The sequence below is a fragment of the Pseudomonas sp. RW407 genome (genome assembly GCF_003176655.1).
Lineage (GTDB): Bacteria > Pseudomonadota > Gammaproteobacteria > Pseudomonadales > Pseudomonadaceae > Pseudomonas > Pseudomonas delhiensis.
On sequence record NZ_QGSL01000106.1, the window covers coordinates 32,081 to 56,340 of the forward strand.

Sequence of the window (24,260 nt, forward strand, 5' to 3'; positions counted from 1 at the left end):
CGAACCCCAAGCAGGAGCCACCCCATGCAAGCACGCATCCGCAACCGCCACGGCCTGAACATGCCCAGGCTCGGCCTGGGCACCTGGCCGATGACCGGCGCCGAGTGCACCGCCGCCGTGCTCCAGGCCCTGGAGCTGGGCTACCGGCACATCGACACGGCAGCCGGCTACCACAACGAGGATGCCGTCGGCCAGGCGCTGGCCGACAGCGCCGTGCCCCGCGAGGACGTCCACGTCACCAGCAAGGTCTGGTGGGACCGCCTGGCCCCGGCCGACCTCGCCCAGTCCCTGGACGACAGCCTGCGCGCGCTGCGCAGCGACTACCTGGACCTGTTCATGATCCACTGGCCGGGCCGCAACGGCAGCCTGGCCGGCGACGACCTCAAGCGCAGCGTCGAGGCCCTGGTGGCCGCCCGCGACAGCGGCAAGGCGCGCGCCATCGGCGTGGCCAACTTCCCCCTGGCGCTGCTGCGCGAGACCGTGGAAACCCTGGGCGCGCCGCTGGCGGCCATCCAGGTGGAGTACCACCTGATGCTCGACCAGCAGCCACTGCTGGACTACGCCCGCGCCCACGACATGGCCCTCACCGCCTACACCCCGCTGGGCCGCGGGCGCATGCTGGAAGAGCCGGCGATCCAGGCCATCGCCCGGCGCCACGGCGTGCTGCCCAGCCAGGTGGCCCTGGCCTGGCTGCTGGAGCAGGACGGCGTGGCCGCCATTCCCAAGGCCGCCAGCCTGGCCAACCAGCGTTCCAACCTCGCCGCCCTCGACCTGCGCCTGGACGACGCCGACCGCGCGCAGATCGCCGCCCTGCCGAAGAACGTCCGTCTGGTCAGCCCGGAATTTGCCCCACAATGGGACTGACCGTTCGCTGATCGCACACTTCCGCCCACCCCAGCAGTCGCCCGGCCCGGTCCAGAAGCCGCGCCGGGCCTTGCTGCGCCCGGCTTACAGGGCTTTCGACAGGCGTCGCGGGGGGCGATTGACGAAAGTAACTGTTTAGTACATTTTCTGATGACCGCACTCCAGCGGCGACAAGACCTACAAGAGACACCCGCATGCCCCTCCCGATCCTGATCCTCAACGGCCCCAACCTGAACCTGCTCGGCACCCGCGAACCGGCCACCTACGGCTACGAGACGCTGGCCGACGTCGAGGCGCTGTGCCACGCCCGCGCCGACGAACTGGGCCTGCAGGTGGACTTCAAGCAGACCAACCACGAGGGCCAGCTGATCGACTGGATCCACGAGGCCCGCGGCCGTTGCGCCGGCATCGTCATCAACCCGGCGGCCTGGACGCACACCTCGGTGGCCATCCGCGACGCCCTCGCCGCCGTGGAGCTGCCGGTGATCGAGGTGCACCTGTCCAACGTGCACAAGCGCGAGGAATTCCGCCACCACTCCTTCGTCTCGGGCATCGCCGTGGGTGTGCTGGCCGGCTTCGGCAGCAACGGCTACCGCCTGGCCCTCGACCACTTCGCCCACCTGCTGCGGGGTTGACGCCATGAGCCAGAAAGCCTCCATCCTCGCCGGCCTGATCGGCGCCGGCATCCAGGCCTCGCGCACCCCCGCCCTGCACGAGCACGAAGGCGACGCCCAGAGCCTGCGTTATCTGTACCGGCTGATCGACCTGGACCAGTTGAAGCTGAACCTGGACGCCCTGCCCGAACTGCTCGACGGCGCCCAGCGCCTTGGCTTCACCGGGCTGAACATCACCTTCCCGTGCAAGCAGGCGATCATCCCGCTGCTGGACGAGCTGTCCGAGGAAGCGCGCGGCATCGGCGCGGTGAACACCGTGGTGCTGAAGGACGGCAAGCGCGTCGGCCACAACACCGACTGCCTGGGCTTCGCCGAAGGTTTCCGGCGTGGCCTGGCGGACGTGAAGCGCAACCGCGTGGTGCAACTGGGCGCCGGCGGCGCCGGCGCGGCGGTGGCCCACGCGCTGCTCAGCGAAGGCGTCGAGCAGCTGAGCATCTTCGAGGTGGACGCGAGCCGCGCCCAGGCCCTGGTGGACAACCTCAACGCCCACTTCGGCAACGGCCGCGCCCTGGTCTGCGAGGACCTGCCGGCCGCCATGGCAGTGGCCGACGGCCTGGTCAACACCACCCCGGTGGGCATGGCCAAGCTGCCCGGCACGCCGCTGCCGGTGGAACTGCTGCGCGCCGAGCTGTGGGTGGCGGAGATCATCTACTTCCCGCTGGAAACCGAACTGCTGCGCCACGCCCGCAGCCTCGGCTGCCGCACCCTCGACGGCGGCACCATGGCGGTGTTCCAGGCGGTGAAGGCCTTCGAACTCTTCAGCGGCCGCCCGGCCGATGCGCAGCGCATGCAGGCCCACTTCCGCAGCCTGGATTGAGCGTAGGGCGTATAACCGTTCGCGGTTATACGCCGCTACACCTAGCGGAGCCCTGTTCTACAGCCAGCGGGCGCTCGACCGTGGTCAGGCGGCGGATAACGCGGAGCGTTATTCGCCCTACGTCCAACAAGTCCCGTGGTGTTTGCCCAGAAGAGCGCCCTCTCCCTAACCCTCGGCTGCGCGCCCCGCCCTGAAGGGAGAGGGGACCGTTGGGCAGGGTTGGATGTCATGGTGTTAGCCGGCAATCTCGGCGATATCAGGCTGAAACCATCACTTATCTCGGCACGGACTAGCCCCCTCTCCCTTCAGGGAGAGGGCTGGGGAGAGGGTTGCGGCCTCCAGCCCAGCTCCGGAGTCTAACCTGGCGTCATTGTTCGCGAGCAAGCTCGCTCCTACGAAAAACGCCCCCTATCCCCGCCAGTTCTCCCACACCAGCTGCACCCCGGTCGCCAGCAACCCCAGCCGCGCGATGCGGTAGAACCACACATGGTTGACCTTGTCCTGCAGCCAGATCCCCAGCCACACGCCCAGCACCACGATGGGTGCCAGCAGCAGGCTGGTGCCCAGGTTGCTCCAGGTGAACTGGCCGAGCAGCGCGTAGGGCACCAGCTTGATGGCGTTGGTCAGCAGGAAGAAGCAGTTCACCGTGGCGATGTAGCGCATCTTCTCCAGTTGCTGCGGCAGCAGGTACATCATCACCGGCGGGCCGCCGGCGTGGGCGACGAAGCTGGTGAAGCCGGCGATGCCCGAGAGCACCACGCCCTTGCCTACCGCCGCCGGCTTCGGCTGGGCCACGGCGCGGGCCATCAGGGCGTTGAGCAGCACGAAGGCGATGGCGATGCCGCCGATCAGCAGGGCGATGAAGCGCTCGCTGAGCAGGCCGAAGCTCAGCGCGCCCGCCGCCACGCCCAGCAGCGCGCCGGGCAGCATGATCTTCAGGTTGCGCACGTCCCACTTGCCGTAGAAGCGGCGCAGGCCGGTGACGTCGGCCATGCAGAGGATCGGCAGCATCAGCGCGGCGGCCTGGGTCGGCGGCATGGCCAGGGCCATCAGCGGCACGGCGATGCCGCCCAGGGCGCCGCCGAAGCCGCCCTTGGAGACGCCGGTGAGCAGCACGGCGGGGATCGCCACCAGGAGGAATTCGAGGGTCATCGTGGAACTCGTTGGCAAGCGGAGCCGCCGATTATGCCGCGTCAGCGCGTCTGCGCCAGGCCTTTGGGGCGATCAGCGCCCGCTCAGTCCAGCACCGGACGCAACAGCGCCTGGGCCTCGTACAGCGCCGGCAGGTAGCGCAGGCGCATCTCGTCCAGGCCCAGGCGCGAGGCGTGGGTGGTGATCGCCAGGCTGGCGCGCAGGCGCCCGCTGCGGTCCGGCAGCGGCACGCCGATCACGCGCATGCCGATCTCGTATTCCTGGTCCACCAGGCAGTAGCCCTGCTGGGCGACCTTGGCTATCTCCGCCTTCAATGCCGCCAGGTCCGTCAGCGTATAGGGCGTCAGCGCCCGTGGCGGGTTGCGCTCGAAGTAGGCATCCAGCGCCTGCTCATCCAGCGCCGCCAGCCACAGGCGGCCGCTGGCGGTGCAGTACATGGGCACCCGCGAGCCGGGGCGGATCGACAGCGAGGCGATGTGACTGTAGCGGCTGCGCACCACGTGGACGATCTCGTCGCCGTCGCGGGTGCCCACCGAGACGTGCTCCTGGGTCTGCCGCGCCACCTGCTCGACGATCGGCCGCAGCATGCGCGGCAGCTGCGCCGAGTCGACGTAGGCCTGGCCGATGCGCAGGGCCTTGGGCGTCAGCCAGTAGTGGCGGCTGTCGGTCTCGGCGAAGCCCTCGTGCACCAGGGTCAGCAGGAAGCGCCGCGCGGCACTGGGCGTGAGGCCCGACAGGCGCGCCGCCTCGGGCACGCTCAGGCGCGGGCGCTCGGCGCTGAACAGCTGCATCAGCGCCAGGCCCTTCTGCAGGCCGGCGATCAGGTCGCGGGGGTGGATGCCGGGGGTTTCCAAGGTGTGGGCTCCAGGTAATTCGGCCGAATATTGCGATTATCGCATTACTACTGCGAATAGCGCACTAAAGCGCCGTCAATCGCATTGAGCGCAAGAGCCCGCCGCCGCACCCTGGCCAGCAGAACAACGCCAAGAACCCTGGAGGTCAGCATGATTCGTGGTTCGACCGAACTGGTCGCCATCGTCGGTACGCCCATCGCTCAGGTGAAATCGCCGGAGAACTTCAACACCTGGTTCGCCCACAACGGCCAGGACCTCGCGATGATCGCCATCGACCTGGGCGCCGATGCCCTGGATGCCTTCGTCGCCACCCTGCGTGGCTGGCACAACCTGCGCGGCTGCGTGGTCACCGTGCCCTACAAGCAGGCCCTGGCGCCGCGCCTGGACGGCCTGAGCGCCCGCGCCGAGGCACTGGGCTCGGTCAATGTGATCCGCCGCGAGGCCGACGGCCGCCTGCTGGGCGACAACGTCGACGGCGCCGGCTTCCTCAACGCCGCCCGGCGCCATGGCCTGCAACCCGCCGGCAAGCGTGCGCTGGTGGTCGGCACCGGCGGCGTCGGCAGCGCCATCGCCTATGCGCTGTGCGAAGCCGGCATCGGCGAGTTGCGGCTGCGCGACCTCGACCAGGTCCGCGCCGGCGCGCTGGCCGAACGCCTGGGCGCCCTCTTCCCGGACGTGCGCATCGGCGTCGGTGGCGACGACATCGCCGGCCTCGACCTGTTGGTCAACGCATCCCCCGTGGGCATGGGCGACATCGGCGAGCTGCCGCTGCCGGGCATGCTGCTCGACGGTCTGCAGGCCCACACGCTGGTGGCCGACGTGGTCACCAAGCCCGAGATCACCCCGCTGCTGGAGCGTGCCCGCGAGGCCGGCTGCCGCATCCAGACCGGCGCCGAGATGGCCTTCGCGCAACTGGGCAACCTGGGCGCCTTCATGGGCGTCACCCCGCTGGAGATCCAGCCATGACCAGCCTCGCCACCCCGGCCTGGAGCCGCGAGTGCGATGTGCTGGTGCTGGGCAGCGGCGCCGCCGGCTTCGCCGCCGCGGCCACCGCCGCCTGCCAGGGCCTGCGCGTGCTGATGCTGGAGAAAGCCGAGAGCTTCGGCGGCACCTCGGCCATCTCCGGCGGCGCGGTGTGGATCTACGGCACCGACCAGGCCCGCGCGGCCGGCGCGAAGGATTCCGAGCAAGCCATGCGCACCTACCTGCAGCGCACCATCGGCCGGGGCTACAAGCCCGAGCTGGTGGACAGCTTCATCGGCAACGGCCACGCGGCGCTGCGCTGGCTGGAGGCCAACACCGAGCTGCGCTACGCCCTGCGCCCGCATTCGCCGGACTACTACCCCGACGAGGAAGGCGGCACCGAGTTCGGCCGCGCGCTGGAGATGGTCGAGTACGACGGCCGCCGCCTGGGCGAGCGCTTCCGCTACCTGCGCATGCCGCCGCCGGGCATGCTGCTGTTCGGCGGCATGATGGTGAACCGCGTCGACATCCAGCACTTCCTCAGCTTCCGCCGTTCGCCGAAGTCGCTCTGGCACTGCCTCAAGCTGCTGGCCCGCTACGGCATCGACCGCCTCGGGCACCACCGCGGTACGCGCCTGACCACCGGCAATGCGCTGATCGCGCGCCTGGCCACCACGGCTTTCGACAAGGGCGTGGAGCTGTGGCTGAACAGCGAGGCGCAGCAACTGCTCGTCGAGAATGGTGCCGTGGTGGGCGCGCAGGTGCTGCACGAAGGCCGCATCGAGCGCATCCGCGTGCATGGCGGGGTGGTCTGCGCCATGGGCGGTTTCGCCGCCGGCAAGCTGGCCGAACGCTTCCGCCCGGCCAGCAACACCGGGCACCTGAGCATGTCGCCGGAATGCAACGACGGCGCCGCCCTGCGCCTGGGCGAAGGCGTGGGCGCGGCGGCCGGCGAAGGGTTGGCGGCGAACTTCTTCTGGGCGCCGGTCTCCGAACTGCGCCACGCCGACGGCAGCCGCGAGCGCTTCCCGCACCTGGTCACCGACCGCGCCAAGCCGGGCGTCATCGCGGTGAACCGGGCGGGCGAGCGCTTCGTCAACGAATCCAACTCCTACCACCACTTCGTGCAGAGCATGTTCGCCACGGGCAACACCGAGTGCTGGCTGGTCTGCGACGCCACCGCCATGAACCGCTACGGCCTGGGACTGGCGCGGCCGAAGCCGGTCGACAACAGCGCGCTGATCGAGGCCGGCTACCTGCACCGCGCCGACTCGCCGCAAGCCCTGGCCCACGCCATCGGCGTGGACGTCGGCGGCCTGCGCCAGACCCTGGAGCGCTTCAACGCCAACGCGCGCAACGGCGTCGACCCGGACTTCGCCAAGGGCGGCAACAGCTACAACCGCTACATGGGCGACCCGGACCACCGCCCCAACCCCTGCCTGGCGCCGCTGGAGAAGGCGCCCTACTACGCCATCCGCCTCCACACCGGCGACCTCGGCTCGGCCCGCGGGCTGGTCACCGACGGCCAGGCGCGGGTGCTCGACGCGGCCGGCCGGCCCATCCCCGGCCTCTACGCCGCCGGCAACGACATGAACTCGCTGATGGACGGCACCTACCCCGGCCCCGGCATCACCCTCGGCCCCGGCCTGACCTTCGCCTGGCTGGCCGCCAACCATATCGCCGCGCGCCTCGCCACGCCGGCCTCGAAACAAGCAACCCTGGAGCACTGACGATGTACTACGAACTGCGCACCTACAGCATCGACCCGCTGAAACTGGCCGACTGGCTGGCCCTCTACCACAGCCACGCCTACGCGGTGCAGACCGAGCACCTGGGCAGGCTGGTGGGCTTCTTCACCACCGAGTTCGGCGAATGCAGCCAGGTGGTGCACCTGTGGGCCTACGAGAGCCTGGACGAGCGCATGCAGCGCCGCGCCAGCATGGCCGCCGACCCGCGCTGGGCCGAGTTCGGCAAGCGCAACAAGGAACTGGGCGCGGTGCTCAAGCTGGAGTCGCGCCTGCTGCGACCCACCGGCTTCTCGCCGCTGCAGTGAGCCCCATGGCGCGCGGAGCCGTTCCGCGCGCTCCATGACGACAAGAGAAACCCCATGCCCACCTTGCAACCCCTCGACTGCGACCTGCTGGTGGTCGGCTCTGGCGCCGCCGGCCTGGCCGCCGCGGTCACTGCCGCACACCATGGCCTGCGCGTGGTCGTCGCGGAAAAAGCAGCGCAACTCGGCGGAACCAGCGCCTGGTCCGGCGGCTGGCTGTGGATCCCGCGCAACCCGCTGGCCATCGCCGAAGGCCGCATCGAGCCGGAGGATGCGCCGGAGCGTTACCTGAAGGCCCAGGTCCATGCCGAGCAGCTGGACGAGCGCCAGGCCGCCTTCCTGCGCCACGGCCCGGAAATGGTCGACTTCTTCCAGCGCCATACCGCCGTGCAGTTCTTCTCCGGCACCCGCATGCCGGACATGCGCGACGGCGAAGGCGCCGCCGCCGGCGGCCGCTCGCTGTGCGCCCTGCCCTACGACGGCCGCGAACTCGGCCCCTGGCTGCACCACCTGCGCGAGCCGCTGGACGTCGTCAGCCTGGCCGGCATGGGCATCGCCGGCGGCGCCGACCTGGCCAACTTCCTCGACGCCACCCGCTCGCCCAGGGCCGCGCTCTACGTGCTCAAGCGCATCGCCCGGCATTGGTACGGGCGCCTGCGCCACGGGCGCGGCACGCAGCTGGTCAACGGCAACGCCCTGGTGGCCCGCCTGCTGCGCAGCGCGCTGGATTTGAAGGTGCAACTGCTGACGCAAACGCCGATCCACGAACTGCTCCACGAAGGCGGCCAGGTCACCGGCGCCCGCAGCGACACCCTGGAAATCCGCGCCCGCCGTGGCGTGGTCCTGGCCTGCGGCGGCTTCCCCCACGACCACGCGCGCATCGCCCAGCTGATGCCCCACGCCCCGGACGGCTGGCAGCACCGCTCCGCCGCACCGCCGCAGAACAGCGGCGACGGCCTGCGCCTGGGCGAAGCCGTGGGCGCCCGGGTGGCCGCCGACCTGGCCCACGCCGGCGCCTGGGTGCCGGTGTCGCTGGTGCCGCGCCGCGACGGCAGCGTCGGCCACTTCCCGCACCTGGTCGAACGGGCCAAGCCCGGCTTTCTCTGCGTGCGCCGCGACGGCCGGCGCTTCGTCAACGAGGCCGACTGCTACCACGACTTCATGAACGCCCTGTTCGCCGCCACGCCAGCGGGCGAGCCCCACGAGGCCTGGCTGATCGCCGACGTCCGGGCGCGGCGGCGCTACGGCATCGGCTGGGTGAAGCCCTTCCCCTTCCCGGACCTGCCCTACGAGCGCCGCGGCTACCTGGTGAAGGCCCGCAGCCTGGCGCAGCTGGCGGCGCGCTGCGGCATCGACGCCGCGCAGTTGCAGGCGACGGTGAAGCGCTTCAACGAACACGCCGCCCTCGGCGAGGACGCGGACTTCCAGCGCGGCCGCTCGGCCTACAACAAGGCCCAGGGCGAAGCGCGGCAGCGGCCCAACCCGTCGCTGCGGCCCCTGGGGAAAGGCCCCTTCTATGCGGTGAAGCTGTTGCCCGGCAGCCTCGGCACCTTCGCCGGGCTGCGCACCGATGCCCGCGCGCGGGTGCTGGACGGCAGCGGCGCGGCCATCGGGGGGCTGTACGCGGTGGGCAACGACATGGCCAGCGTGATGGCCGGCCACTACCCCAGCGGCGGCATCACCCTGGGGCCGGGCATGACCTTCGGCTACCTCGCCGGCCTGGAGCTGGCCGGGCTCAGCGCTGGATGTAGCGCAGCACCGCCTCGCAGATCATCTGCTTGTGGCGTTGCTTGACCTGCTCGTCGGTCAGGTCGATCTGGAAGATTTCGCCGAAGGTGTGCCGGTTGGAGATGCGGTAGAAGCAGAAGGAGCTGATGAACAGGTGCAGGTCCAGCGGGTCGATGCCGTCGCGGAACAGCCCCTGTTCAGCGCCGTGGCGGAGGATCTCGGCCAGCGACAGCAGCATGTTGTTGCTCATCGAGCGGATCGCCGAGGACTTCTTCACGTACTCGCCGTGGTGGATGTTCTCGATGCTGACGATGCGCACGAAGTCGACGTTGCGGTCGTGGTGGTCGAAGGCGAACTCCACGGTGCGGCGGATCGCCTCCAGTGGCGCGAGCTCCGCCAGGTGCAGCTTGTCCTCGGTGTTGCGGATGTCGCCGTAGAGCTTCTCCAGGACTTCGACGTAGAGCTGCTCCTTGCTGCCGAAGTAGTAGTAGATCATGCGCTTGGAGGTGTGCGTGCGCTCGGCGATGGCGTCCACCCGGGCGCCGGACAGGCCCTGCTGGACGAACTCGGCGATGGCCGCCTGGAGGATGCCCTCGCGGGTCTTTTCGGGATTGTTCTTGCGCCCCTTGCCGCGCACTTCCGTGACGCGGTCCAGGGGTTCGGCGAGATTCGGCATGGTTGGCTCACTGCCCTTTGGAATCCGCCGATTATGGGCCGTGGCGCGCGGCGGGGGAAGGCACCGCGCGCCTGCCCCCGCCGCTGCCCCTCAGAGCTTGGGCTTGCGCGCCGCGCCGCTGCGCGCCTGGGCCATGGCGGCCAGGCGCACTGCGACGTTGGCCGCGCCGTAGCCGACGTAGCCATTCCTGCGCTGGAGGATCTCGAAGAAGAAACGTCCCTCGAACGGCTCGGTGTACACGTGGAACAGCTCGCCGCCCTGGGCATCGCGGTCGTAGAGCACGTTGAAGTAGGCCAGCTCGCTGAGGAACTCGTCGTCGAAGTCGAAGCGCGCCGCCAGGTCGTCATAGTAGTTCAGCGGGATGTCCAGCAGCGGCACCCCGGCCTCCTTGGCGCGGGTGACCTCGGCGAAGATGTCCTCGCAGGCGAAGGCGATGTGGTGCACGCCCGAGCCGCGGTAGCTGGACAGCGCGTGGGAAATGGCGGTGTTGCGGTTCTCCGAGATGTTCAGCGGCAGGCGCAGGCTGCCGCAGCGGCTGCGGAGGGCGCGGCTCTTCACCAGGCCGTAGGGGTCGGGCAGGACCACTTCGTCGTCGGCCTCGAAGTCGAACAGCGCCTTGTAGAACAGCACCCAACTGTCCAGGCTGTCGGCCGGCAGCGCCATGGCCATGTGGTCGATGCGCTGCAGGTTGCCGCTGGCCTGCGCCTGGGCGTCGAGGCGGAAGTCGCTGTCGTAGATGGTCTGCCCCGGCTCGCCCTGCTCCACCAGGTAGATCAGGCTGCCGTCGGGGGCGCGCACCGCGGGGACTTCGCGCTCGTTGGGGCCGACCAGGCCGCGGAACGGCTGGCCCCTGAAGGCCTGGGCGCGCTCCAGGGCGCGGTTGCCGTCGCGCACCCGCAGCGCGGTGGCGCACAGCGAGGGGCCGTGGGCCTCGAAGAAGTTGTGGGCGAAGGAGTACGGCTCGGCGTTGAGCACTATGTTGATGTCGCCCTGGCGCAGCAGGCTCACCGCCTTGGAGCGGTGCTCGCCGGCGCGGGCGAAGCCGAGTTTCTCCAGCCAGCCGCCCAGGCGCGCGCCGAGGTTCTCGTCCACGGCGAACTCGAGGAACTCGATGCCGTCGTAGCGGCTGGCCGGCGGCGGCGCGAAGAGGATGCCGGGGTCGCCGGCGGGCGCGGCGTCCTGCTCCAGCAGGCGGCGCGTCTTCTCCTCCAGGTAGAGCAGCGAGCGCAGGCCGTCGGCGGCGTTGGAGCGGGTCGGCGCGGCGCGGAAGCCGTCGTTGAAGATCTCCAGCGACAGCGGGCCCTTGTAGCCGCTGCGCAGGATGGGCGCGAGGAAGCCCGCCAGGTCGAACTCGCCCTGGCCGGGGAAGCAGCGGAAGTGCCGGCTCCACTCCAGCACGTCCATGGCCAGTATCGGCGCGTCGGCCATCTGCACGAAGAAGATCTTCTCGCCGGGGATGTCGGCGATGCCGCGGGGGTCGCCCTTGATCGACAGGGTGTGGAAGCTGTCCAGCAGTACGCCCAGGGCCGGGTGGTCGGCGGCCTTCACCAGGTCCCAGACCTGCTGCCAGGTGTTGACGTGGCGGCCCCAGGCCAGGGCCTCGTAGCCGATGCGCAGGCCGCGCTTGCCGGCGCGCTCGGCCAGCTCGCGGAGGTCGTCGACGAGGATGTCGCGCTCGCCCAGGGAATCGGCGGCGGTGTTGCTGCACACCAGCACCAGGTCGGTGCCCAGTTCCTGCATCAGGTCGAACTTGCGCTCGGCGCGCTCCAGGTTGCGCCCCAGGCGGTCGCGGCGGCAGCCCTCGAAGTCGCGGAAGGGCTGGAACAGGGTGATCGCAAGCCCCAGGTCGGCGCACATCTGGCGCACGTCGCGGGGGCTGCCGTCGTAGTACAGGAGGTCGTTTTCGAAGATCTCCACGCCGTCGAAGCCGGCGGCGGCGATGGCGTCGAGTTTCTCGGGCAGGGTACCGCTCAGGGAGACGGTGGCGATCGAGCGCTGCATGCTGGGGCTCCTGTGCTGCTGGCTTCTGCGAGCCATGGCCTGGCCGCCGGCTGTCGGCGACCTTCGGAAATAGCGCCAGCCGTGGGACGCACGGCTGGTCATTGGATTATTCGCAGGGTATTTTCCAGCGGCAAGGCAAATTGTACGAACCAGTTAGTTTTGTGTTCGATCACCGAACAAAAGGCCGATCAGCGAATTGACGGTTTTTCGTCCAGTGGCCGACCATGGATTCACCGCGACACACCAGGGCCATGCCTCCCCTGGCCCGCGAGACGCCTTGCCCCATAACAATTTCAACAAAGAGTCCCTGCCCATGTTGACTGCACGCCCCCTCACCGCCGCCGTCTCCAGCCCACCACGAACGCCGGCTCGCCCGCTGCCCTGAGCCGCGTAGCCGAGCGCGACAGGCCCCCGCGAAGACTTCCAGTGCCCCGACCCGACCTGCGCACCACGCCCTGCGGCGCGGCGGCGGCGGGCAGGCACCGACTACAACAAGAAACGGAGACAACGATGGCAACTCCCTCCAGCTCCCAAGCCAAGAAAGCCACCGCCAGCGGTTGGATCGGCTCGGCTCTCGAGTACTACGACTTCTTCATCTACGCCCAGGCCGCGGCCCTGATCTTCCCGCAGCTGTTCTTCCCCTCCGCCGACCCGAAGATGGCCATAGTCGCGTCGCTTGCGACCTACGGCGTGGGCTACCTGGCCCGCCCGGTCGGCGCCTTCTTCCTCGGCCACTGGGGTGACACCCGCGGGCGCAAGAACGTGCTGCTGCTGTGCATGTTCATGATGGGCCTGTCGACCATGGCCGTGGGCCTGCTGCCGACCTACCACGACGTCGGCTTCCTCGCCCCGGCGCTGCTGGTGGTGCTGCGCCTGGTGCAGGGCTTCGCCGTGGCCGGGGAAATCTCCGGGGCCAGCTCGATGATCCTCGAACACGCCCCCTTCGGCCGCCGCGGCTACTTCGCCAGCTACACCCTGCAAGGCGTGCAGGCCGGCCAGGTGATGGCCGCCGCGGTGTTCCTGCCGCTGGCCTACTTCATGCCCAACGACGCCTTCAACGCCTGGGGCTGGCGGATTCCCTTCCTGCTCAGCGCCGTGGTGCTGATCGCCGGCCTGATCATCCGCCGCGAGGTGCACGAGACCCCGGCCTTCGTCAACGAGGAAGCCAAGCAGCAGGTGGCCAGGTCGCCGATCGCCGAGGCCTTCCGCAACAGCTGGAAGCAGATGCTGCTGGTCATGGTCATGTCGCTGATGAACGTGATCCCGGTGGTGGCCACCATCTTCGGCGCGGCCTACGCGGTGCAGCCGGCCTACGGCATCGGCTTCGACAAGAGCGTGTACCTGTGGATCCCGGTGGTGGGCAACATAGTCGCGGTGCTGGCCATTCCCTTCGTCGGCAACCTCTCCGACCGCATCGGCCGCCGCCCGACGATGATCGTCGGCGCCCTGGGCTCGGGCCTGCTCGCCTTCGGCTACCTGTACGCCATCAGCATCCAGAACGTGCCGCTGGCCTTCCTCATGTCGCTGCTGATGTGGGGCCTGGTGTACCAGGGCTACAACGCGGTGTTCCCGTCCTTCTACCCGGAGCTGTTCCAGACCCGCTACCGCGTCTCGGCCATGGCCATCGCGCAGAACATCGGCACCATGCTCACCGCCATGCTGCCGGCGCTGTTCGCCGCCGTCGCCCCGCCCGGTTCGGACAACATCCCGTGGGTGATCGGCAGCCTGGCCTTCCTCATCACCTGCCTGTGCGCCTTCGCCGCCTACCTGGCCCCGGAAACCCACCGTCTGCCGATGGAAGACCTGGGAAAGCCTGACGCCAAGCCGCTGGAAAAAGCCGAGTACGACAATGCGCGGCAGAACAGCCTGCGGGTGGCCAGCCACTGAAGGGGGTTGAACGCCTGAAATGAAGAAGGCCCCATGCGGGGCCTTTTTCTTTGCTTCTTCGTGGCATCAGCTGCTGTGCACCACCCGCACCTGGAATTCCACCCCCAGGTTGCGGCGGATGGCATCGAAGATCGCCGCCAGGTTGTCCATGCCCGGGTTGCCCGCGGGCGAGAGCATGCGATGCAGGCTCTTGCTCGGCTTCTCGGTTTCGACCGCCAGGCGCTCGAAGCCCAGGGTGGCGTTGACCAGATCGCGAAGGATCAGGCGCGCGGCGTCCGGCTCGCCGTTGAGGAACAGCGAAGCGGCCTCGTCGAGCAGCGCGGTGGCGAATGCCGGTTCACGCTGTACGCGCGCGACGACGGTCTGTTTGAAATCCCTGGTCAGTGCCATTGGAATCACCCTCTCATCTGCGGCCCGAGCCGGGCCTTCTTGCGTTGCTTGTACTCGGCGTGCAGCGCCTTCGCCTTGCGGATATCCGCTGCCTGGCCGGCCTTGCTGCCACCACCGAACAGCACGATGAGCGCCTCACCGTCCCTCGCCAGGTAGATCCGGTAGCCCGGCCCCCAGTCGATGCGGTATTCGCCGATGCCATCGAACCATTTGACGTTGGAGGTGTTGCCCACCGCCATGCGCACCTTGGCGGTGGCAACCTTGGCCGCCGCCTGGAAATGCAGGGAGTCGAACCACTCCTGATAGGGGCAGGACGCGTCTTCCCGGACATACTCGACCACCTCTATGGCCGCCATAGTAACCTCCTCGTTACCATTTACCAATAGGTATCAGACGAGGCGAGTACTGCTTCAGGAATGGAGTCCCCCTCGCCGACGTCTGTGCGAGGGAGAGAAAGTACGGTTGCCGGGCGCCCGCCCGGGGTGCGCTGCTGCACACCTGGCTATCACCCTGGAGAAAAACCGGAAATTGCCTACATCGCGAGAGCCCAGGTCAGACACCCATGACCGCCCCGCTCGCGAAAACGACGGAAAATCGCGGACAGAGTCCTACGATTCCAGGAAGCACGGACGTAGGAGCAACTGTCTATTGGGTTTGGGTGTAGCGCGCCGCTCCGAGTGCGTGGATGTCTCTCGTTTCGCCCCCTCGGGCGAGTCACTTCTTTCAAACGTCGGGAAGCCGAACCTCAAAGAAGTAACCAAGAAGGCTTGCCCCGCATACGGGCCCGATGGAGCCGGGCTACCCTCGCGAACTCCCCCGCCACGGAGGCCCGCCCCGAGGGTACGTCCCTGTAGCCCATCGGGGCTCTCGCGACATCCATGTCGCATGACCTCCTGAGCGCCGGTTTCGCTCGGCCTTCTGAAGGGGCGTTCCGGTGCGCTCGGTTGTTTCTCTGGAAACCCGTAGGGCGCATAACGCCTACGGCGTTATCCGCCAAATCGCGGACAAGGTCCGCTCCTACGGTTCCAGGAATCACGGGCGTAGGAGCGGACTCCGTCCGCGATTGGATTCACCGGCCACGCCGGACACCCCGGTGGCACGGTCAACGGCGGATAACCGCGAACGGTTATTCGCCCTACGGCCTTGCCGGCTGACGTTGTGTTATTCGCTTGCTCGGGACAGCCCCCTCTCCCTTCAGGGCGGGCCGCGTAGGCGAGGGTTGGGGAGAGGGGCGCTCTTGAACCCAGCACCTAAAGCTCTCGGAAAACCCGTAGGGCGCATAACGCCTACGGCGTTATCCGCCGAATCGCGGACAGAGTCCGCTCCTACGGTTCCAGAAAAGCACGGGCGTAAAAGCGGACTCCGTCCGCGATTGGACTAACCGACCACGCCAGACGTTCCGGTGGCACGGACAGCCCCCTCTCCCGCTTGCGGGAGAGGGTTGGGGAGAGGGCGCTCTGAAACCCAACACCTACGCCCCCGGAAAGGGACGCTTAGTCCTTGCCCAAATGAACCGCACCAGGCACCCCGAGCCGGGCCTCCCGGGCCGGCTCGGCCGCCGCGCCGGGGATAGGCGTCAGGCAGCGCAACGGGCTGTTGCCGTTGCGCACCCGGCGCATCTTCGGAGCGCCGCCGAGCACCACCGCCAGGTAATAGAGGTACGCCAGCGGCCGCGGCATGCCGGCGTCCAGCAGCATCCGCTGGAACAGGCGGTCGGCGCAGGCCTTGTCCAGCGGCGAGACGTTGAGGAACTGGTAGAGCGCGTCGTGCACCAGGCTGGCATGGTGCGCCAGGGGCCAGAACACCTGCTTGCGGCGGACCTCGCCGTCGCGGATGCAGGCCAGGTCCTCCAGGTGCTCCCACCAGTCCGGGGTGCCGAAGATCGCCAGCCAGTAGAAGGGCACCTTCGGCGAGCAGCCGTCCCAGGCGTAGGTGCGCGGCCGGTCGAAGTGGTAGCGCACCTCGCCGCGCGCCAGGTCGACCTCGCTGTGCCCGGGGTTGACGATGATGCGCCCGTCGTGGACCACCAGCCATTCGCTATAGAAGAAGCAGCCACGGGCTTCCTCGCAGGCCACCGTGAGCGGGAAGTCGATGTAGTTGACCCAGGGCCCGGGGCGGTCGCGGCTGCAGAAGCCCCAGCGCTCCACCGAGGCCGCCCGCGCGGCACGGATGCGCCGCAGGCGCTCGCGGCGGCCCACCAGTTGCGGCAGCAGCACGCCCAGGTACACCGGCAGCGCGCCGGCCAGCAGGTACTGCACCAGCAGCGGCTGCAGCAGCCAGGCCAGGCCCAGCAGCACCAGGCCCAGGGCGGTGACCAGCAGGTTGGCGAGGTGGCGCAGCAGCGGGCGGTTCAGCGGTGGGGCGGCTTGCATGGCATCCTCCGTGATGTCTGGAGGATGCCATTGTGCCATTGCTGCTCGCCGGCTTCAGTCGACCTGTCGCCATTGCGCCAACAGGCGCCGGTGCGCTTCCAGCGCCGCGGGCTGCACGCTGGGCCGCAGGCGCAGCTCGGCGCCCGGCAGGCATTGCGCCAGGCGCGCCAGGGCCCTGGGGCTGAGGGCGCCCAGGCGCGGGTAGCCGCCGATGGTCTGGCGGTCGTTGAGCAGCACGATTGGCTGGCCGTCCGGGGGCACCTGCACGGCGCCCAGGGGGATGCCCTCGGAAATCATCGGCCTGCCCAGGTAGTGCAACGGCGGGCCGAGCAGGCGCATGCCCATGCGGTCGGCGCGCTGGTCGAGGCTCCAGGTGGCCTCGAAGGCGTCGAACAGGCTCTGCCCGGCGAAGTCGCCGGCCTGGGCGCCGAGGATCAGTTCCAGGTGCGCCGGGCCGTCGTAGCACGGCCGCTGGTGGGCCTGCATGTGGCGTTGCGGGGGCGTTCCGCCGGCGGCGCGCAGCGCGTCCCCGGCCGCCAGCGGCTTGCCCTGGCCGTCGAGGCCGCCGAGCCCTTCGCGGACCACGGTGGCGCAGCTGCCCAGCACCGCTTCGCCGAGGAAGCCGCCGGGGGCCGCCAGGTAGGCGCGGGCGCCGCTGCGCGGCTGGTGGAAGCCCAGGCGCTGGCCGGCGCGCATGGCGAAGGCCTGCCAGGGGGCCAGCGGCTGGCCGTCGAGTTCGGCGGCCAGGTCGGCGCCGGCCAGGGCCAGCTGTGTGTCGGCGTTGGCGCGCAGGACCACGCCGCCCAGGGGAATCTCCAGCACTGCCGCGTCCAGGCGGTTGCCCAGCAGCCAGTTGGCCCAGGCCTGGGCTTCCCAGTCCAGGGCGCCGCCCTGGGTCACGCCCAGGTGGCGCACGCCGAAGCGGCCGCCGTCCTGCAGCTGGGCCAGCGGGGTGCTCTTTTCCACGTGCAGCACGGTCATGCCAGGCCCTCCTCGGCGGGCATGGGCGTGTCGTCGCCGCCCAGGCGGATGAATTCGGCGCGGTCGATGGCCTCGAAGCGCACCCGGTCGCCGGGTTGCAGCAGGCTGTAGCCGTCGCGTTCGCGGTCGAACAGGCGCGCCGGGGTGCGCCCGATGAGGTTCCAGCCGCCGGGGGAGGCCAGCGGGTAGGCGGCGGTCTGGCGCTCGGCGATGCCGACGCTGCCGGCCGCCACCCGTTGCCGCGGGGTGGCCAGGCGCGGGCAGGCCAGGGCCGGTTCGACCAGGCCCATGAAGGCGAAGCCCGGAGCGAAGCCGAGGGCGAACACCTGGTAGGCGCGGCCGCTGTGGCGGCGGATCACCTCGGCCGCATCCAGCCCGCTGTGCCGCGCCAGGCGGGCCAGGTCGGGGCCGACGCCGGGGTCGTACCACACCGGCAGCACCTGCTCGCGGCTGCTCTCGCCGGGCAGCGGCTGCAGGCCGTCGAGGGCGGCGAACAGGCGTTCGCGGAGCGCCAGCGGCTCCAGCCGCAGCGGGTCGAAGCGCAGCATCAGGGTGGTGTAGGAAGGCACCAGCTCCAGCAGCTCGTCGCCGAAGACCTCGTCCAGGCGCCGCGCGGCGGCCAGCAGCCAGGGCATGTTGGCTTCGTCGATGGCGTCGAACAGGCGCAGCATGTAGCTGTCCAGGGCGACCACTTCCAGGCGCGGCCTCATGCCGGCACCAGGGCGTCCAGGGCCGCGCGCAGCTGGCGCACGGCCTCCACCGAGCCGGGGTTGTCGCCGTGCACGCAGAGGGTGTCGGCGCGCAGGCGCAGCGCGCCGCCGTCGCTGGCGGTGAGCGCCTCGCCGCGGGCCAGGGTCAGCGCCTGGGCGATCACCTGGCGGCTGTCGTGGTGCACCGCGCCGGGCAACTGGCGCGACACCAGGTGGCCCTCGGGGGTGTAGGCACGGTCGGCGAAGGTCTCGAACCACAGGCGCAGGCCGAACTCGGCGGCCATGGCCAGGGCACCCTGGTTGTCGCGGGTGGACAGCAGCATCAGCGGCAGCTCGCGGTCGTAGGCCGCGACCGCGCGCATCACCGCGCGCAGTTGCTCGGGCTTGCGCATCATGTCGTTGTACAGCGCGCCGTGTGGCTTGATGTAGCTCACGCGGGCGCCCTGGGCGCGGCAGATGCCGTCGAGGGCGCCGACCTGGTAGTGCAGCATGTCCTCGACCTCCTGCGCGCTGCACTCCAGGGAGCGGCGGCCGAAGCCGAGCAGGTCGGGGTAGCCGGGGTGGGCGCCGATGCGCACGCCGTGTTCCAGCGCCAGGGCCACGGTGCGGCGCATGCTGCCGGGGTCGCCGGCGTGGTAGCCGCAGGCGATGTTGGCGCAGTCGATGTGCGGCATGACCTCGGCGTCCAGGCCCATCTTCCAGGCGCCGAAGCTTTCGCCGATGTCGCAGTTGAGCAGGGGAAGGTGCATGGTCGTCCTCGGTCCGGTGGCGGTAGGACGAAATTCTTCGAGGCCGCCGGGCGCGCGTCCAACTAATAAATGCGGTCGCCGGTGACAGGTTTTTCCGATACCGGCGCCTGACCGCCGTGCACGTCGGGGTTATGCTTGCGCATCGCTGCGCGGTACTGGCCATGAACCTGAAATTCCTCGAAACCTTCGTCTGGGTCGCCCGCCTGAAGAGCTTCCGCCTCACCGCCGAGAAGCTCTTCAGCACCCAGGCCTCCATCTCCAGCCGCATCGCCGTGCTCGAGGGCGAACTGGGAGTGAAGCTGTTCGTCCGCGACTCGCGTGGGGTGAGCCTGACGCCCCAGGGCCAGCAGGTGCTCGAGTACGCCGAGCGCATGCTCGATACCGCGCAGGCGCTGCGCCAGGCCATCGACGCCGGCCGCGTCGGCCAGGGGCGGGTGCGCATCGGCGCCATGGACACGGTCGTGCATACCTGGCTCAGCCCGCTGGTGGCGCGGGTGACCGAGCGCTTCCCGGAGGTGGAGGTGGAGCTGATGGCCGACACCGCGATCAACCTGGCCGAGCAGTTGCGCAAGGGCTACCTCGACCTGGTCTTCCAGACCGACCCGATCCGCCACGAGTCGGTGCTCAACCTGGAACTGGGCAGCTATCCGCTGCGCTGGGTGGCCGCGCGCGGCTCGGCATACGAGCGTGGCTATGCCGGCCTGGAGGAACTGGCCGGCGAGCGCGTGGTGACTTTCTCCAAGCATTCGCGCCCGCACCTGGACCTGTTGACCATGCTGCAGGCCCGGGGCGTCAGCCTGCCGCGGCTGAGCTGCATCAACTCGGTGGCGGCCATGACGCGCCTGGTGCGCGACGGCTTCGGCATAGGCGCGCTGCCGCCGGCGCTGGTGGCCCGGGAACTGGCGCGTGGCGAGCTGGTCGAGCTGTGCGTCGAGCCGCCGCCGCCGGACCTGCCGCTGCTGGCTTCCTGGCGCGGCGGCAGCGGCCTGGAACTGGTGGAGCAGGTGCTGGAGATGGGCCAGGCGGCGCTGGCCGACTACGCGCAGCAGGCTGGTGGCACCTGCTTCGCGCTGCCGTCCGCGGCCGCTCGCTGAGCCTTGCCGAGCCGGCACGGCGCCCTCGGCCTTGCCGTAGTGTTACCGATCGCCCTCGGCCGCGCGGCCGGCTGCCCGCCTGGCTTGCCGCTGTTCCCGCCGGGGCGCTGGGTAGCCTTTCGATAGCACGCTGCTCCATTTGGTAACGCCTGCCCCGTAACAGCGCACGTGGACGCGGGAACTTCCTCCGAGAGAACGGATTTTTTCCTGCCGAAGGCCATTTTCAGGCGGCCTTTTTCTGAGTTGGCATCAAGTTTGATTACTCATAATGGAAAGATTGTTGAACAATCACTCTGCGAGGGCATCACCATGAAACAGCGAATTGTGGGCAGGAAGGCGGGCTGGCTGGCGGCACTGGCGTTGCCCGGCGTGCTGGCGCTGGCCGCGCCGGCCATGGCGGCGGTCACCGGCACCCTGGAGGAGGGGCGGCTGAGCGTCGGCTCGGACCTCACCTACCCACCCTATGCCTACCTCGAACAGAGCCAGCCCGCGGGCTTCGACCCGGAGTTCATGAAGGGCCTGGGCGAGCACCTGAAGCTGCAGACGGAGTTCCGCGACACCCGCTTCGCCAACCTGGTGATGGGCGTCAACGCGCGGCGCTTCGACGTGGTCGCCTCGGCGCTCTACGTCACCCCGGAGCGCGCCCGCCAGGTGGACTTCCTGCCCTACCTGAAGAGCGGCGCCTCGCTGCTGGTGCGCAGCGACGACGACTTCCGCCCGCAGCGCGCCGAGGATCTGTGCGGCAAGCGCGTGGCCTCGATCAAGGGCGGCTCGTGGATTCCCCGGCTGCTGGAGGTCTCGCGCGACTACTGCGTGGCCCAGGGCAAGCCGGCGATCCAGTCGCGCGAGTTCCCCACCTCGCCGGAAGCCGCCCAGGCCCTGCTGGCCAAGGCGGTGGACGTGCAGTTCGAGAACGCCGCGGTGGCCAAGATCACCGCCGAGAAGCTGCAGGGCCGCCTGCAGATCGCCTCCCGCGAGCTGATCTACCCGGTGGTCATCGGCCTGGCCGTGCGCAAGGGCAATGGCGAGCTGCTCGACGGCCTGCGCCAGGGCTTCGAGGCCATGAAGCAGGACGGCGAATACCAGGCCCTGCTGCAACGCTACAACCTCGCCGAGCCGACCGCGGCGGACGTCGCCCAGGCGCTGGGCAACTGAACCGACGGCCGGCCAGCCGGCCGGCCGAGCAACACGGAGCACGAACATGCATTTCGACTGGCACTATGCCCTGGGCCTGCTGTGGAACGCCGACTTCTGGCGCGCGGTGGGCACCGTGGTGGAGCTGAGCCTGGAGACCTGGCTGCTGGGCATCGCCCTCGGTTTCCTGGTGGCCCTGGCCCGGCAATCCTCGCGGCGCTACCTGCGCGACGCGGCGGCGCTGTACATCTGGTTCTTCCGCAGCCTGCCGCTGCTGGTGCTGCTGATCTTCGTCTACAATCTGCCGCAGGTGTTCCCCGGCACCAGCGCGCTGCTGTCCAACCCCTACGGCGCCGGGCTGATCGCCATGGTCCTGAGCGAGACGGCCTACATCGCCGAGATCCACCGCGGCGGCCTGCTGGCGGTCGCCAAGGGCCAGCTGGAGGCGGGCAAGGCGCTGGGCATCGGCTACCGCGGCGTGCAGTGGCTGATAGTGATCCCCCAGGCGCTGCGCGTGGCGCTGCCGACCCTGGCCAACGAATACATCACCATCGTCAAGCTGACCTCGCTGGTCTCGGTGATCTCCCTCAGCGAGATCCTGCTGGTCGGCCAGCAGCTCTACACGCAGAACTTCCTGGTGATGGAGACCATGCTGGCGGTGGCCTTCTACTACGTGCTCATCGTCACCCTGTTCAGCTACCTGCTGCGGCGCCTGGAGAACCACCTCGACGTCACCCGCCGCCAGCCGCGCCCGGTGCCGGTGGGCGACCTGCCGGCGGTGCTGCCGCGGCGCAACGAGGGCGCCGCGGGGCAGGGCGCCTTCGCCCTGCAGGTGCGTGGCGCGCGCAAGCACTACGGCGAGCTGGAAGTGCTCAAGGGCATCGACCTGGACGTGCGCTGGGGCGAGGTGGTGTCGATCATCGGCCCCTCGGGCTCCGGCAAGACCACCCTGATCCGCACCCTCAACGGCCTGGAAGCGCTCGACCAGGGCGAGGTGACCCTCTGCGGCAAGCCGTTCCTGCGCGGCGCGCGCGAACCGGGCGGGCCGTTGGGCAACAAGGTGCACATGCAGGGCATCGTGCAGGTCGGCATGGTGTTCCAGGGCTTCAACCTGTTCCCGCACAAGACGGTGCTGGAGAACGTCATGCTCGCCCCGCACCACCACAGCCACGCCAATGCTGCCGAACTGCGCCAGCTGAGCCTGGCGCTGCTGAACAAGGTGGGCATGCTGGCGCACGCCGGCAAGTACCCGCACCAGCTCTCCGGCGGCCAGCAGCAGCGCGTGGCCATCGCCCGCGCGCTGGCCATGCGCCCGGCGGTGATGCTGTTCGACGAGCCGACCTCGGCCTTGGACCCGGAGCTGGTCGGCGACGTGCTGGCGGTGATCGAGGAGCTGGCGAAGGAGGGCATGACCATGGTCATCGTCACCCACGAGATGAACTTCGCCTTCCGCCTGTCCGACCGCGTGGTGTTCATGGAGGCCGGGCGCATCGTCCAGGCCGGGCCGCCGCGTGAGCTGCTGGAGCAGCGCAGCGAGCGCATGGGGCGCTTCCTCAAGGACGTCCAGCTGGCCTGAGGAGGGCCGTAGATGAAAAGCAAAGACGCCGGCGGCCTGTCGCTGTCGGCCCAGGTGGCCAACGAACTGCGCGAGGACATCATCGGCGGGCGCCTGCTGCCGGGCATGGCGCTGGTCGAGAGCGAGCTGGTCAAGGCCTACAACGCCTCGCGCAACACCATCCGCGAGGCCCTGCACCAGCTCGGCCGCGAGGGCCTGGCCACCTACGTGCGCAACAAGGGGGTGATGGTGCGCCGCCTGGGCCTGGCCGAGGTGCGCGACATCTTCCTGGTGCGGCGCACCCTGGAGCTGCAGGCGATCCTCGCCAGCAAGCCGCTGCGCGAGTACCAGTCCGACCGCATGCTCGAGGCCATAGAGGCCGCCGAGCTGGCCCAGGACCGCGAGGACTGGCAGGCCTTCGGCACCCACAGCCTGCACTTCCACCAGCACATCGTCGGGCTGATGCGCAGCCCGCTGTTCGACGAGTTCTTCGCCAACGTCGCGGCGCAGATGCGCCTGGTGTTCTCCCTCGCACCCAACGAGGAGAACTTCCAGCGCCCCTGGATCGACCGCGACCGGCACATCCACGACCTGCTTGGCGCCGGTCGCAAGCACGAGGCTGCGGAGGCCATGGCCAGCTACCTCGAGGATTCCGAAAACGCGCTGCTGGACCTGCTCAGCACGCCCCATTCCCTCTGAACCAGGAGACACCGAACATGTACAAGGACTATCCCGCCGCCTACCAGGCCAACAAGGGTTCCGCCCTGCAGGTGGACAAGGCGTTCTACGACCGCCTGCGCGAGGACAAGGGTGCGCGCACCCTGATCGAGCAGTTCGAGGTGCCGATCCGCACCGGCCGCGCCTGGAAGGTGCCGGCCGGGCACCTGTTCCGCGTCACCACCCCGGTGGGCCCGCAGGTCGGCGACTTCAACGTGTGGAACGCCAACGACCCGCGCGAGCGCATGTGGGCCGCGCGCACCCGCCAGCTGCAGGGCGCCCACGTGACCACCTACGACCGCCTGTGGTCCAACCTGCCGTTCCTGCGCCCGCTGCTGACCATCACCGACGACAGCCTGGCCGCCTACGGCATCGACGAGCACGGCGGACGCCTCCACGACCTGCTCGGCACCCGCTGCGACCCCTACGTCAACAAGATGCTCACCGGCGAGGACTTCCACCACCACTGCCACTCGAACCTGACCCGCGCGGTGCTGCCCCACGGGCTGACCGAGTTCGACGTGCACGACGTGCTGAACATCTTCCAGTGCACCGGCCTGAACCACGACGACATGTACTTCATGAAGGCCTGCCCGGCGAAGCAGGGCGACTACCTGGAGTTCTTCGCCGAGATCGACGTGCTCTGCGCGCTGTCCACCTGCCCGGGCGGCGACCTGTCGCTGCCGATGTGGGGCCCCGAGGCCCAGGACCCGCTGAGTGTCTGCCGCCCGCTGGGGGTGGAGATCTACCGCGTCGAGCGGGCCCTGCTCGAAGGCTGGCAGCCGCCGCAGCGTGCGGCCTACGACGGCCTCCACGGCCTGCGCCTGCAGAAGCCCGACTGGGAGCGCTGAGCCGGCGACGGGCGTGCCGGCCGCCGGCCGGCACGCCTCCG

The 24,260-nt window shown here is 69.6% G+C and carries 23 protein-coding genes; 13 read left to right on the forward strand and 10 right to left on the reverse strand.

Annotated features, from left to right (window positions below; genetic code table 11):
- Window positions 1–24: 24 nt before the first annotated feature.
- From DK254_RS17045 to DK254_RS17055, 3 genes are all read left to right on the forward strand, one after another.
- Window positions 25–864, forward strand: coding sequence for an aldo/keto reductase (locus tag DK254_RS17045; protein WP_109934728.1), 840 nt, complete (start codon window positions 25–27; stop codon window positions 862–864).
- Between the two features lie 194 nt (window positions 865–1,058).
- The gene (aroQ, locus tag DK254_RS17050) at window positions 1,059–1,499 is read left to right on the forward strand and encodes a type II 3-dehydroquinate dehydratase (RefSeq protein ID WP_109934729.1); all 441 of its coding nucleotides are present in this window, start codon (window positions 1,059–1,061) and stop codon (window positions 1,497–1,499) included.
- A 4-nt stretch (window positions 1,500–1,503) separates the two neighbouring features.
- A complete protein-coding gene (locus DK254_RS17055) occupies window positions 1,504–2,355 on the forward strand; it encodes a shikimate dehydrogenase (RefSeq protein WP_109934730.1) in 852 nt (283 codons plus the stop codon).
- A 408-nt stretch (window positions 2,356–2,763) separates the two neighbouring features.
- Here DK254_RS17055 and DK254_RS17060 read toward each other — a convergent pair whose 3' ends face one another.
- Together DK254_RS17060 and DK254_RS17065 are read right to left on the reverse strand one after the other, a co-directional pair.
- Entirely contained in the window at window positions 2,764–3,507 is a 744-nt protein-coding gene (locus DK254_RS17060; protein WP_109934731.1) for a sulfite exporter TauE/SafE family protein, read from the reverse strand.
- A gap of 83 nt (window positions 3,508–3,590) precedes the next feature.
- Window positions 3,591–4,361 carry an IclR family transcriptional regulator C-terminal domain-containing protein gene (locus tag DK254_RS17065; protein ID WP_109934732.1) on the reverse strand — a complete coding sequence of 257 codons (771 nt, stop codon included), beginning with the start codon at window positions 4,359–4,361 and terminating at the stop codon, window positions 3,591–3,593.
- Between the two features lie 150 nt (window positions 4,362–4,511).
- Here DK254_RS17065 and DK254_RS17070 point away from each other — a divergent pair, with 150 nt between their 5' ends.
- The 4 genes from DK254_RS17070 to DK254_RS17085 all read left to right on the forward strand — a co-directional run bounded on the left by DK254_RS17070 (window position 4,512) and on the right by DK254_RS17085 (window position 9,168).
- Window positions 4,512–5,327 carry a shikimate dehydrogenase gene (locus DK254_RS17070; RefSeq protein WP_109934733.1) on the forward strand — a complete coding sequence of 272 codons (816 nt, stop codon included), beginning with the start codon at window positions 4,512–4,514 and terminating at the stop codon, window positions 5,325–5,327.
- The gene (locus DK254_RS17075; RefSeq protein ID WP_109934734.1) at window positions 5,324–7,054 is read left to right on the forward strand and encodes an FAD-dependent oxidoreductase; all 1,731 of its coding nucleotides are present in this window, start codon (window positions 5,324–5,326) and stop codon (window positions 7,052–7,054) included. Before DK254_RS17070 ends, DK254_RS17075 begins: the two co-directional genes overlap by 4 nt.
- 2 nt (window positions 7,055–7,056) lie before the next feature.
- Window positions 7,057–7,377, forward strand: a complete 321-nt coding sequence (locus tag DK254_RS17080; protein ID WP_109934735.1) for an NIPSNAP family protein — start codon at window positions 7,057–7,059, stop codon at window positions 7,375–7,377.
- A 63-nt stretch (window positions 7,378–7,440) separates the two neighbouring features.
- Window positions 7,441–9,168, forward strand: a complete 1,728-nt coding sequence (locus tag DK254_RS17085; protein ID WP_109935770.1) for an FAD-dependent oxidoreductase — start codon at window positions 7,441–7,443, stop codon at window positions 9,166–9,168.
- On the opposite strand, the gene DK254_RS17090 is transcribed toward DK254_RS17085, so the two are convergent.
- On the reverse strand, window positions 9,110–9,778 hold the full coding sequence (locus DK254_RS17090) for a TetR family transcriptional regulator (RefSeq protein WP_089393551.1): 669 nt from the start codon (window positions 9,776–9,778) through the stop codon (window positions 9,110–9,112). The genes DK254_RS17085 and DK254_RS17090 overlap by 59 nt on opposite strands.
- A 90-nt stretch (window positions 9,779–9,868) precedes the next feature.
- Entirely contained in the window at window positions 9,869–11,779 is a 1,911-nt protein-coding gene (gene quiC / locus DK254_RS17095) for a 3-dehydroshikimate dehydratase QuiC (protein WP_109934736.1), read from the reverse strand.
- A 510-nt stretch (window positions 11,780–12,289) separates the two neighbouring features.
- Between quiC and DK254_RS17100 the strand changes: the two genes are divergently transcribed.
- A complete protein-coding gene (locus tag DK254_RS17100) occupies window positions 12,290–13,666 on the forward strand; it encodes an MFS transporter (RefSeq protein WP_109934737.1) in 1,377 nt (458 codons plus the stop codon).
- 66 nt (window positions 13,667–13,732) lie between these two features.
- Here DK254_RS17100 and DK254_RS17105 read toward each other — a convergent pair whose 3' ends face one another.
- The 6 genes from DK254_RS17105 to DK254_RS17130 all read right to left on the reverse strand — a co-directional run bounded on the left by DK254_RS17105 (window position 13,733) and on the right by DK254_RS17130 (window position 18,868).
- The gene (locus tag DK254_RS17105) at window positions 13,733–14,056 is read right to left on the reverse strand and encodes a DNA-binding protein (RefSeq protein WP_089393554.1); all 324 of its coding nucleotides are present in this window, start codon (window positions 14,054–14,056) and stop codon (window positions 13,733–13,735) included.
- 5 nt (window positions 14,057–14,061) lie between these two features.
- Entirely contained in the window at window positions 14,062–14,412 is a 351-nt protein-coding gene (locus DK254_RS17110) for a type II toxin-antitoxin system RelE/ParE family toxin (protein ID WP_109934738.1), read from the reverse strand.
- A gap of 1,137 nt (window positions 14,413–15,549) precedes the next feature.
- The gene (locus DK254_RS17115) at window positions 15,550–16,428 is read right to left on the reverse strand and encodes a DUF1353 domain-containing protein (protein ID WP_109934739.1); all 879 of its coding nucleotides are present in this window, start codon (window positions 16,426–16,428) and stop codon (window positions 15,550–15,552) included.
- Between the two features lie 54 nt (window positions 16,429–16,482).
- The gene (locus DK254_RS17120; RefSeq protein ID WP_109934740.1) at window positions 16,483–17,409 is read right to left on the reverse strand and encodes a biotin-dependent carboxyltransferase family protein; all 927 of its coding nucleotides are present in this window, start codon (window positions 17,407–17,409) and stop codon (window positions 16,483–16,485) included.
- Entirely contained in the window at window positions 17,406–18,119 is a 714-nt protein-coding gene (gene pxpB / locus DK254_RS17125) for a 5-oxoprolinase subunit PxpB (protein WP_109934741.1), read from the reverse strand. Before pxpB ends, DK254_RS17120 begins: the two co-directional genes overlap by 4 nt.
- Window positions 18,116–18,868 (reverse strand): 5-oxoprolinase subunit PxpA, encoded by a 753-nt coding sequence (locus DK254_RS17130; RefSeq protein ID WP_109934742.1) that lies wholly within the window; start codon window positions 18,866–18,868, stop codon window positions 18,116–18,118. Before DK254_RS17130 ends, pxpB begins: the two co-directional genes overlap by 4 nt.
- A 161-nt stretch (window positions 18,869–19,029) precedes the next feature.
- On the opposite strand from DK254_RS17130, the gene DK254_RS17135 reads away from it, so the two are divergent.
- The 5 genes from DK254_RS17135 (at window position 19,030) to DK254_RS17155 (ending at window position 24,219) form a co-directional block, all read left to right on the forward strand.
- Window positions 19,030–19,962, forward strand: coding sequence for a LysR family transcriptional regulator (locus tag DK254_RS17135; RefSeq protein WP_109934743.1), 933 nt, complete (start codon window positions 19,030–19,032; stop codon window positions 19,960–19,962).
- Window positions 19,963–20,271: 309 nt separating this feature from the next.
- Window positions 20,272–21,117: an ABC transporter substrate-binding protein gene (locus DK254_RS17140; RefSeq protein ID WP_109934744.1), complete on the forward strand. Its 846-nt coding sequence runs from the start codon at window positions 20,272–20,274 to the stop codon at window positions 21,115–21,117.
- 46 nt (window positions 21,118–21,163) lie between these two features.
- Complete coding sequence (locus DK254_RS35050; protein WP_109934745.1) at window positions 21,164–22,672, forward strand: amino acid ABC transporter permease/ATP-binding protein; 1,509 nt, start codon at window positions 21,164–21,166, stop codon at window positions 22,670–22,672.
- 12 nt (window positions 22,673–22,684) lie between these two features.
- Window positions 22,685–23,350, forward strand: coding sequence for a GntR family transcriptional regulator (locus tag DK254_RS17150; RefSeq protein ID WP_109934746.1), 666 nt, complete (start codon window positions 22,685–22,687; stop codon window positions 23,348–23,350).
- Between the two features lie 17 nt (window positions 23,351–23,367).
- Complete coding sequence (locus DK254_RS17155; RefSeq protein ID WP_109934747.1) at window positions 23,368–24,219, forward strand: DUF1989 domain-containing protein; 852 nt, start codon at window positions 23,368–23,370, stop codon at window positions 24,217–24,219.
- Window positions 24,220–24,260 lie beyond the last annotated feature (41 nt).

What these genes read in the sequence shown, in the direction of transcription:
- DK254_RS17140 (WP_109934744.1), top strand. Translation starts at nt 20,272, where the DNA reads ATGAAACAGCGAATTGTGGGCAGGAAGGCGGGCTGGCTGGCGGCACTG.
- DK254_RS35050 (WP_109934745.1), top strand. Translation starts at nt 21,164, where the DNA reads ATGCATTTCGACTGGCACTATGCCCTGGGCCTGCTGTGGAACGCCGAC.
- DK254_RS17055 (WP_109934730.1), top strand. Translation starts at nt 1,504, where the DNA reads ATGAGCCAGAAAGCCTCCATCCTCGCCGGCCTGATCGGCGCCGGCATC.
- DK254_RS17090 (WP_089393551.1), bottom strand. Translation starts at nt 9,778, where the DNA reads ATGCCGAATCTCGCCGAACCCCTGGACCGCGTCACGGAAGTGCGCGGC.
- DK254_RS17150 (WP_109934746.1), top strand. Translation starts at nt 22,685, where the DNA reads ATGAAAAGCAAAGACGCCGGCGGCCTGTCGCTGTCGGCCCAGGTGGCC.
- quiC (WP_109934736.1), bottom strand. Translation starts at nt 11,779, where the DNA reads ATGCAGCGCTCGATCGCCACCGTCTCCCTGAGCGGTACCCTGCCCGAG.
- DK254_RS17070 (WP_109934733.1), top strand. Translation starts at nt 4,512, where the DNA reads ATGATTCGTGGTTCGACCGAACTGGTCGCCATCGTCGGTACGCCCATC.
- pxpB (WP_109934741.1), bottom strand. Translation starts at nt 18,119, where the DNA reads ATGAGGCCGCGCCTGGAAGTGGTCGCCCTGGACAGCTACATGCTGCGC.
- DK254_RS17155 (WP_109934747.1), top strand. Translation starts at nt 23,368, where the DNA reads ATGTACAAGGACTATCCCGCCGCCTACCAGGCCAACAAGGGTTCCGCC.
- DK254_RS17105 (WP_089393554.1), bottom strand. Translation starts at nt 14,056, where the DNA reads ATGGCACTGACCAGGGATTTCAAACAGACCGTCGTCGCGCGCGTACAG.
- DK254_RS17130 (WP_109934742.1), bottom strand. Translation starts at nt 18,868, where the DNA reads ATGCACCTTCCCCTGCTCAACTGCGACATCGGCGAAAGCTTCGGCGCC.
- DK254_RS17110 (WP_109934738.1), bottom strand. Translation starts at nt 14,412, where the DNA reads ATGGCGGCCATAGAGGTGGTCGAGTATGTCCGGGAAGACGCGTCCTGC.
- DK254_RS17045 (WP_109934728.1), top strand. Translation starts at nt 25, where the DNA reads ATGCAAGCACGCATCCGCAACCGCCACGGCCTGAACATGCCCAGGCTC.
- aroQ (WP_109934729.1), top strand. Translation starts at nt 1,059, where the DNA reads ATGCCCCTCCCGATCCTGATCCTCAACGGCCCCAACCTGAACCTGCTC.
- DK254_RS17060 (WP_109934731.1), bottom strand. Translation starts at nt 3,507, where the DNA reads ATGACCCTCGAATTCCTCCTGGTGGCGATCCCCGCCGTGCTGCTCACC.
- DK254_RS17075 (WP_109934734.1), top strand. Translation starts at nt 5,324, where the DNA reads ATGACCAGCCTCGCCACCCCGGCCTGGAGCCGCGAGTGCGATGTGCTG.
- DK254_RS17080 (WP_109934735.1), top strand. Translation starts at nt 7,057, where the DNA reads ATGTACTACGAACTGCGCACCTACAGCATCGACCCGCTGAAACTGGCC.
- DK254_RS17100 (WP_109934737.1), top strand. Translation starts at nt 12,290, where the DNA reads ATGGCAACTCCCTCCAGCTCCCAAGCCAAGAAAGCCACCGCCAGCGGT.
- DK254_RS17120 (WP_109934740.1), bottom strand. Translation starts at nt 17,409, where the DNA reads ATGACCGTGCTGCACGTGGAAAAGAGCACCCCGCTGGCCCAGCTGCAG.
- DK254_RS17135 (WP_109934743.1), top strand. Translation starts at nt 19,030, where the DNA reads ATGAACCTGAAATTCCTCGAAACCTTCGTCTGGGTCGCCCGCCTGAAG.
- DK254_RS17115 (WP_109934739.1), bottom strand. Translation starts at nt 16,428, where the DNA reads ATGCAAGCCGCCCCACCGCTGAACCGCCCGCTGCTGCGCCACCTCGCC.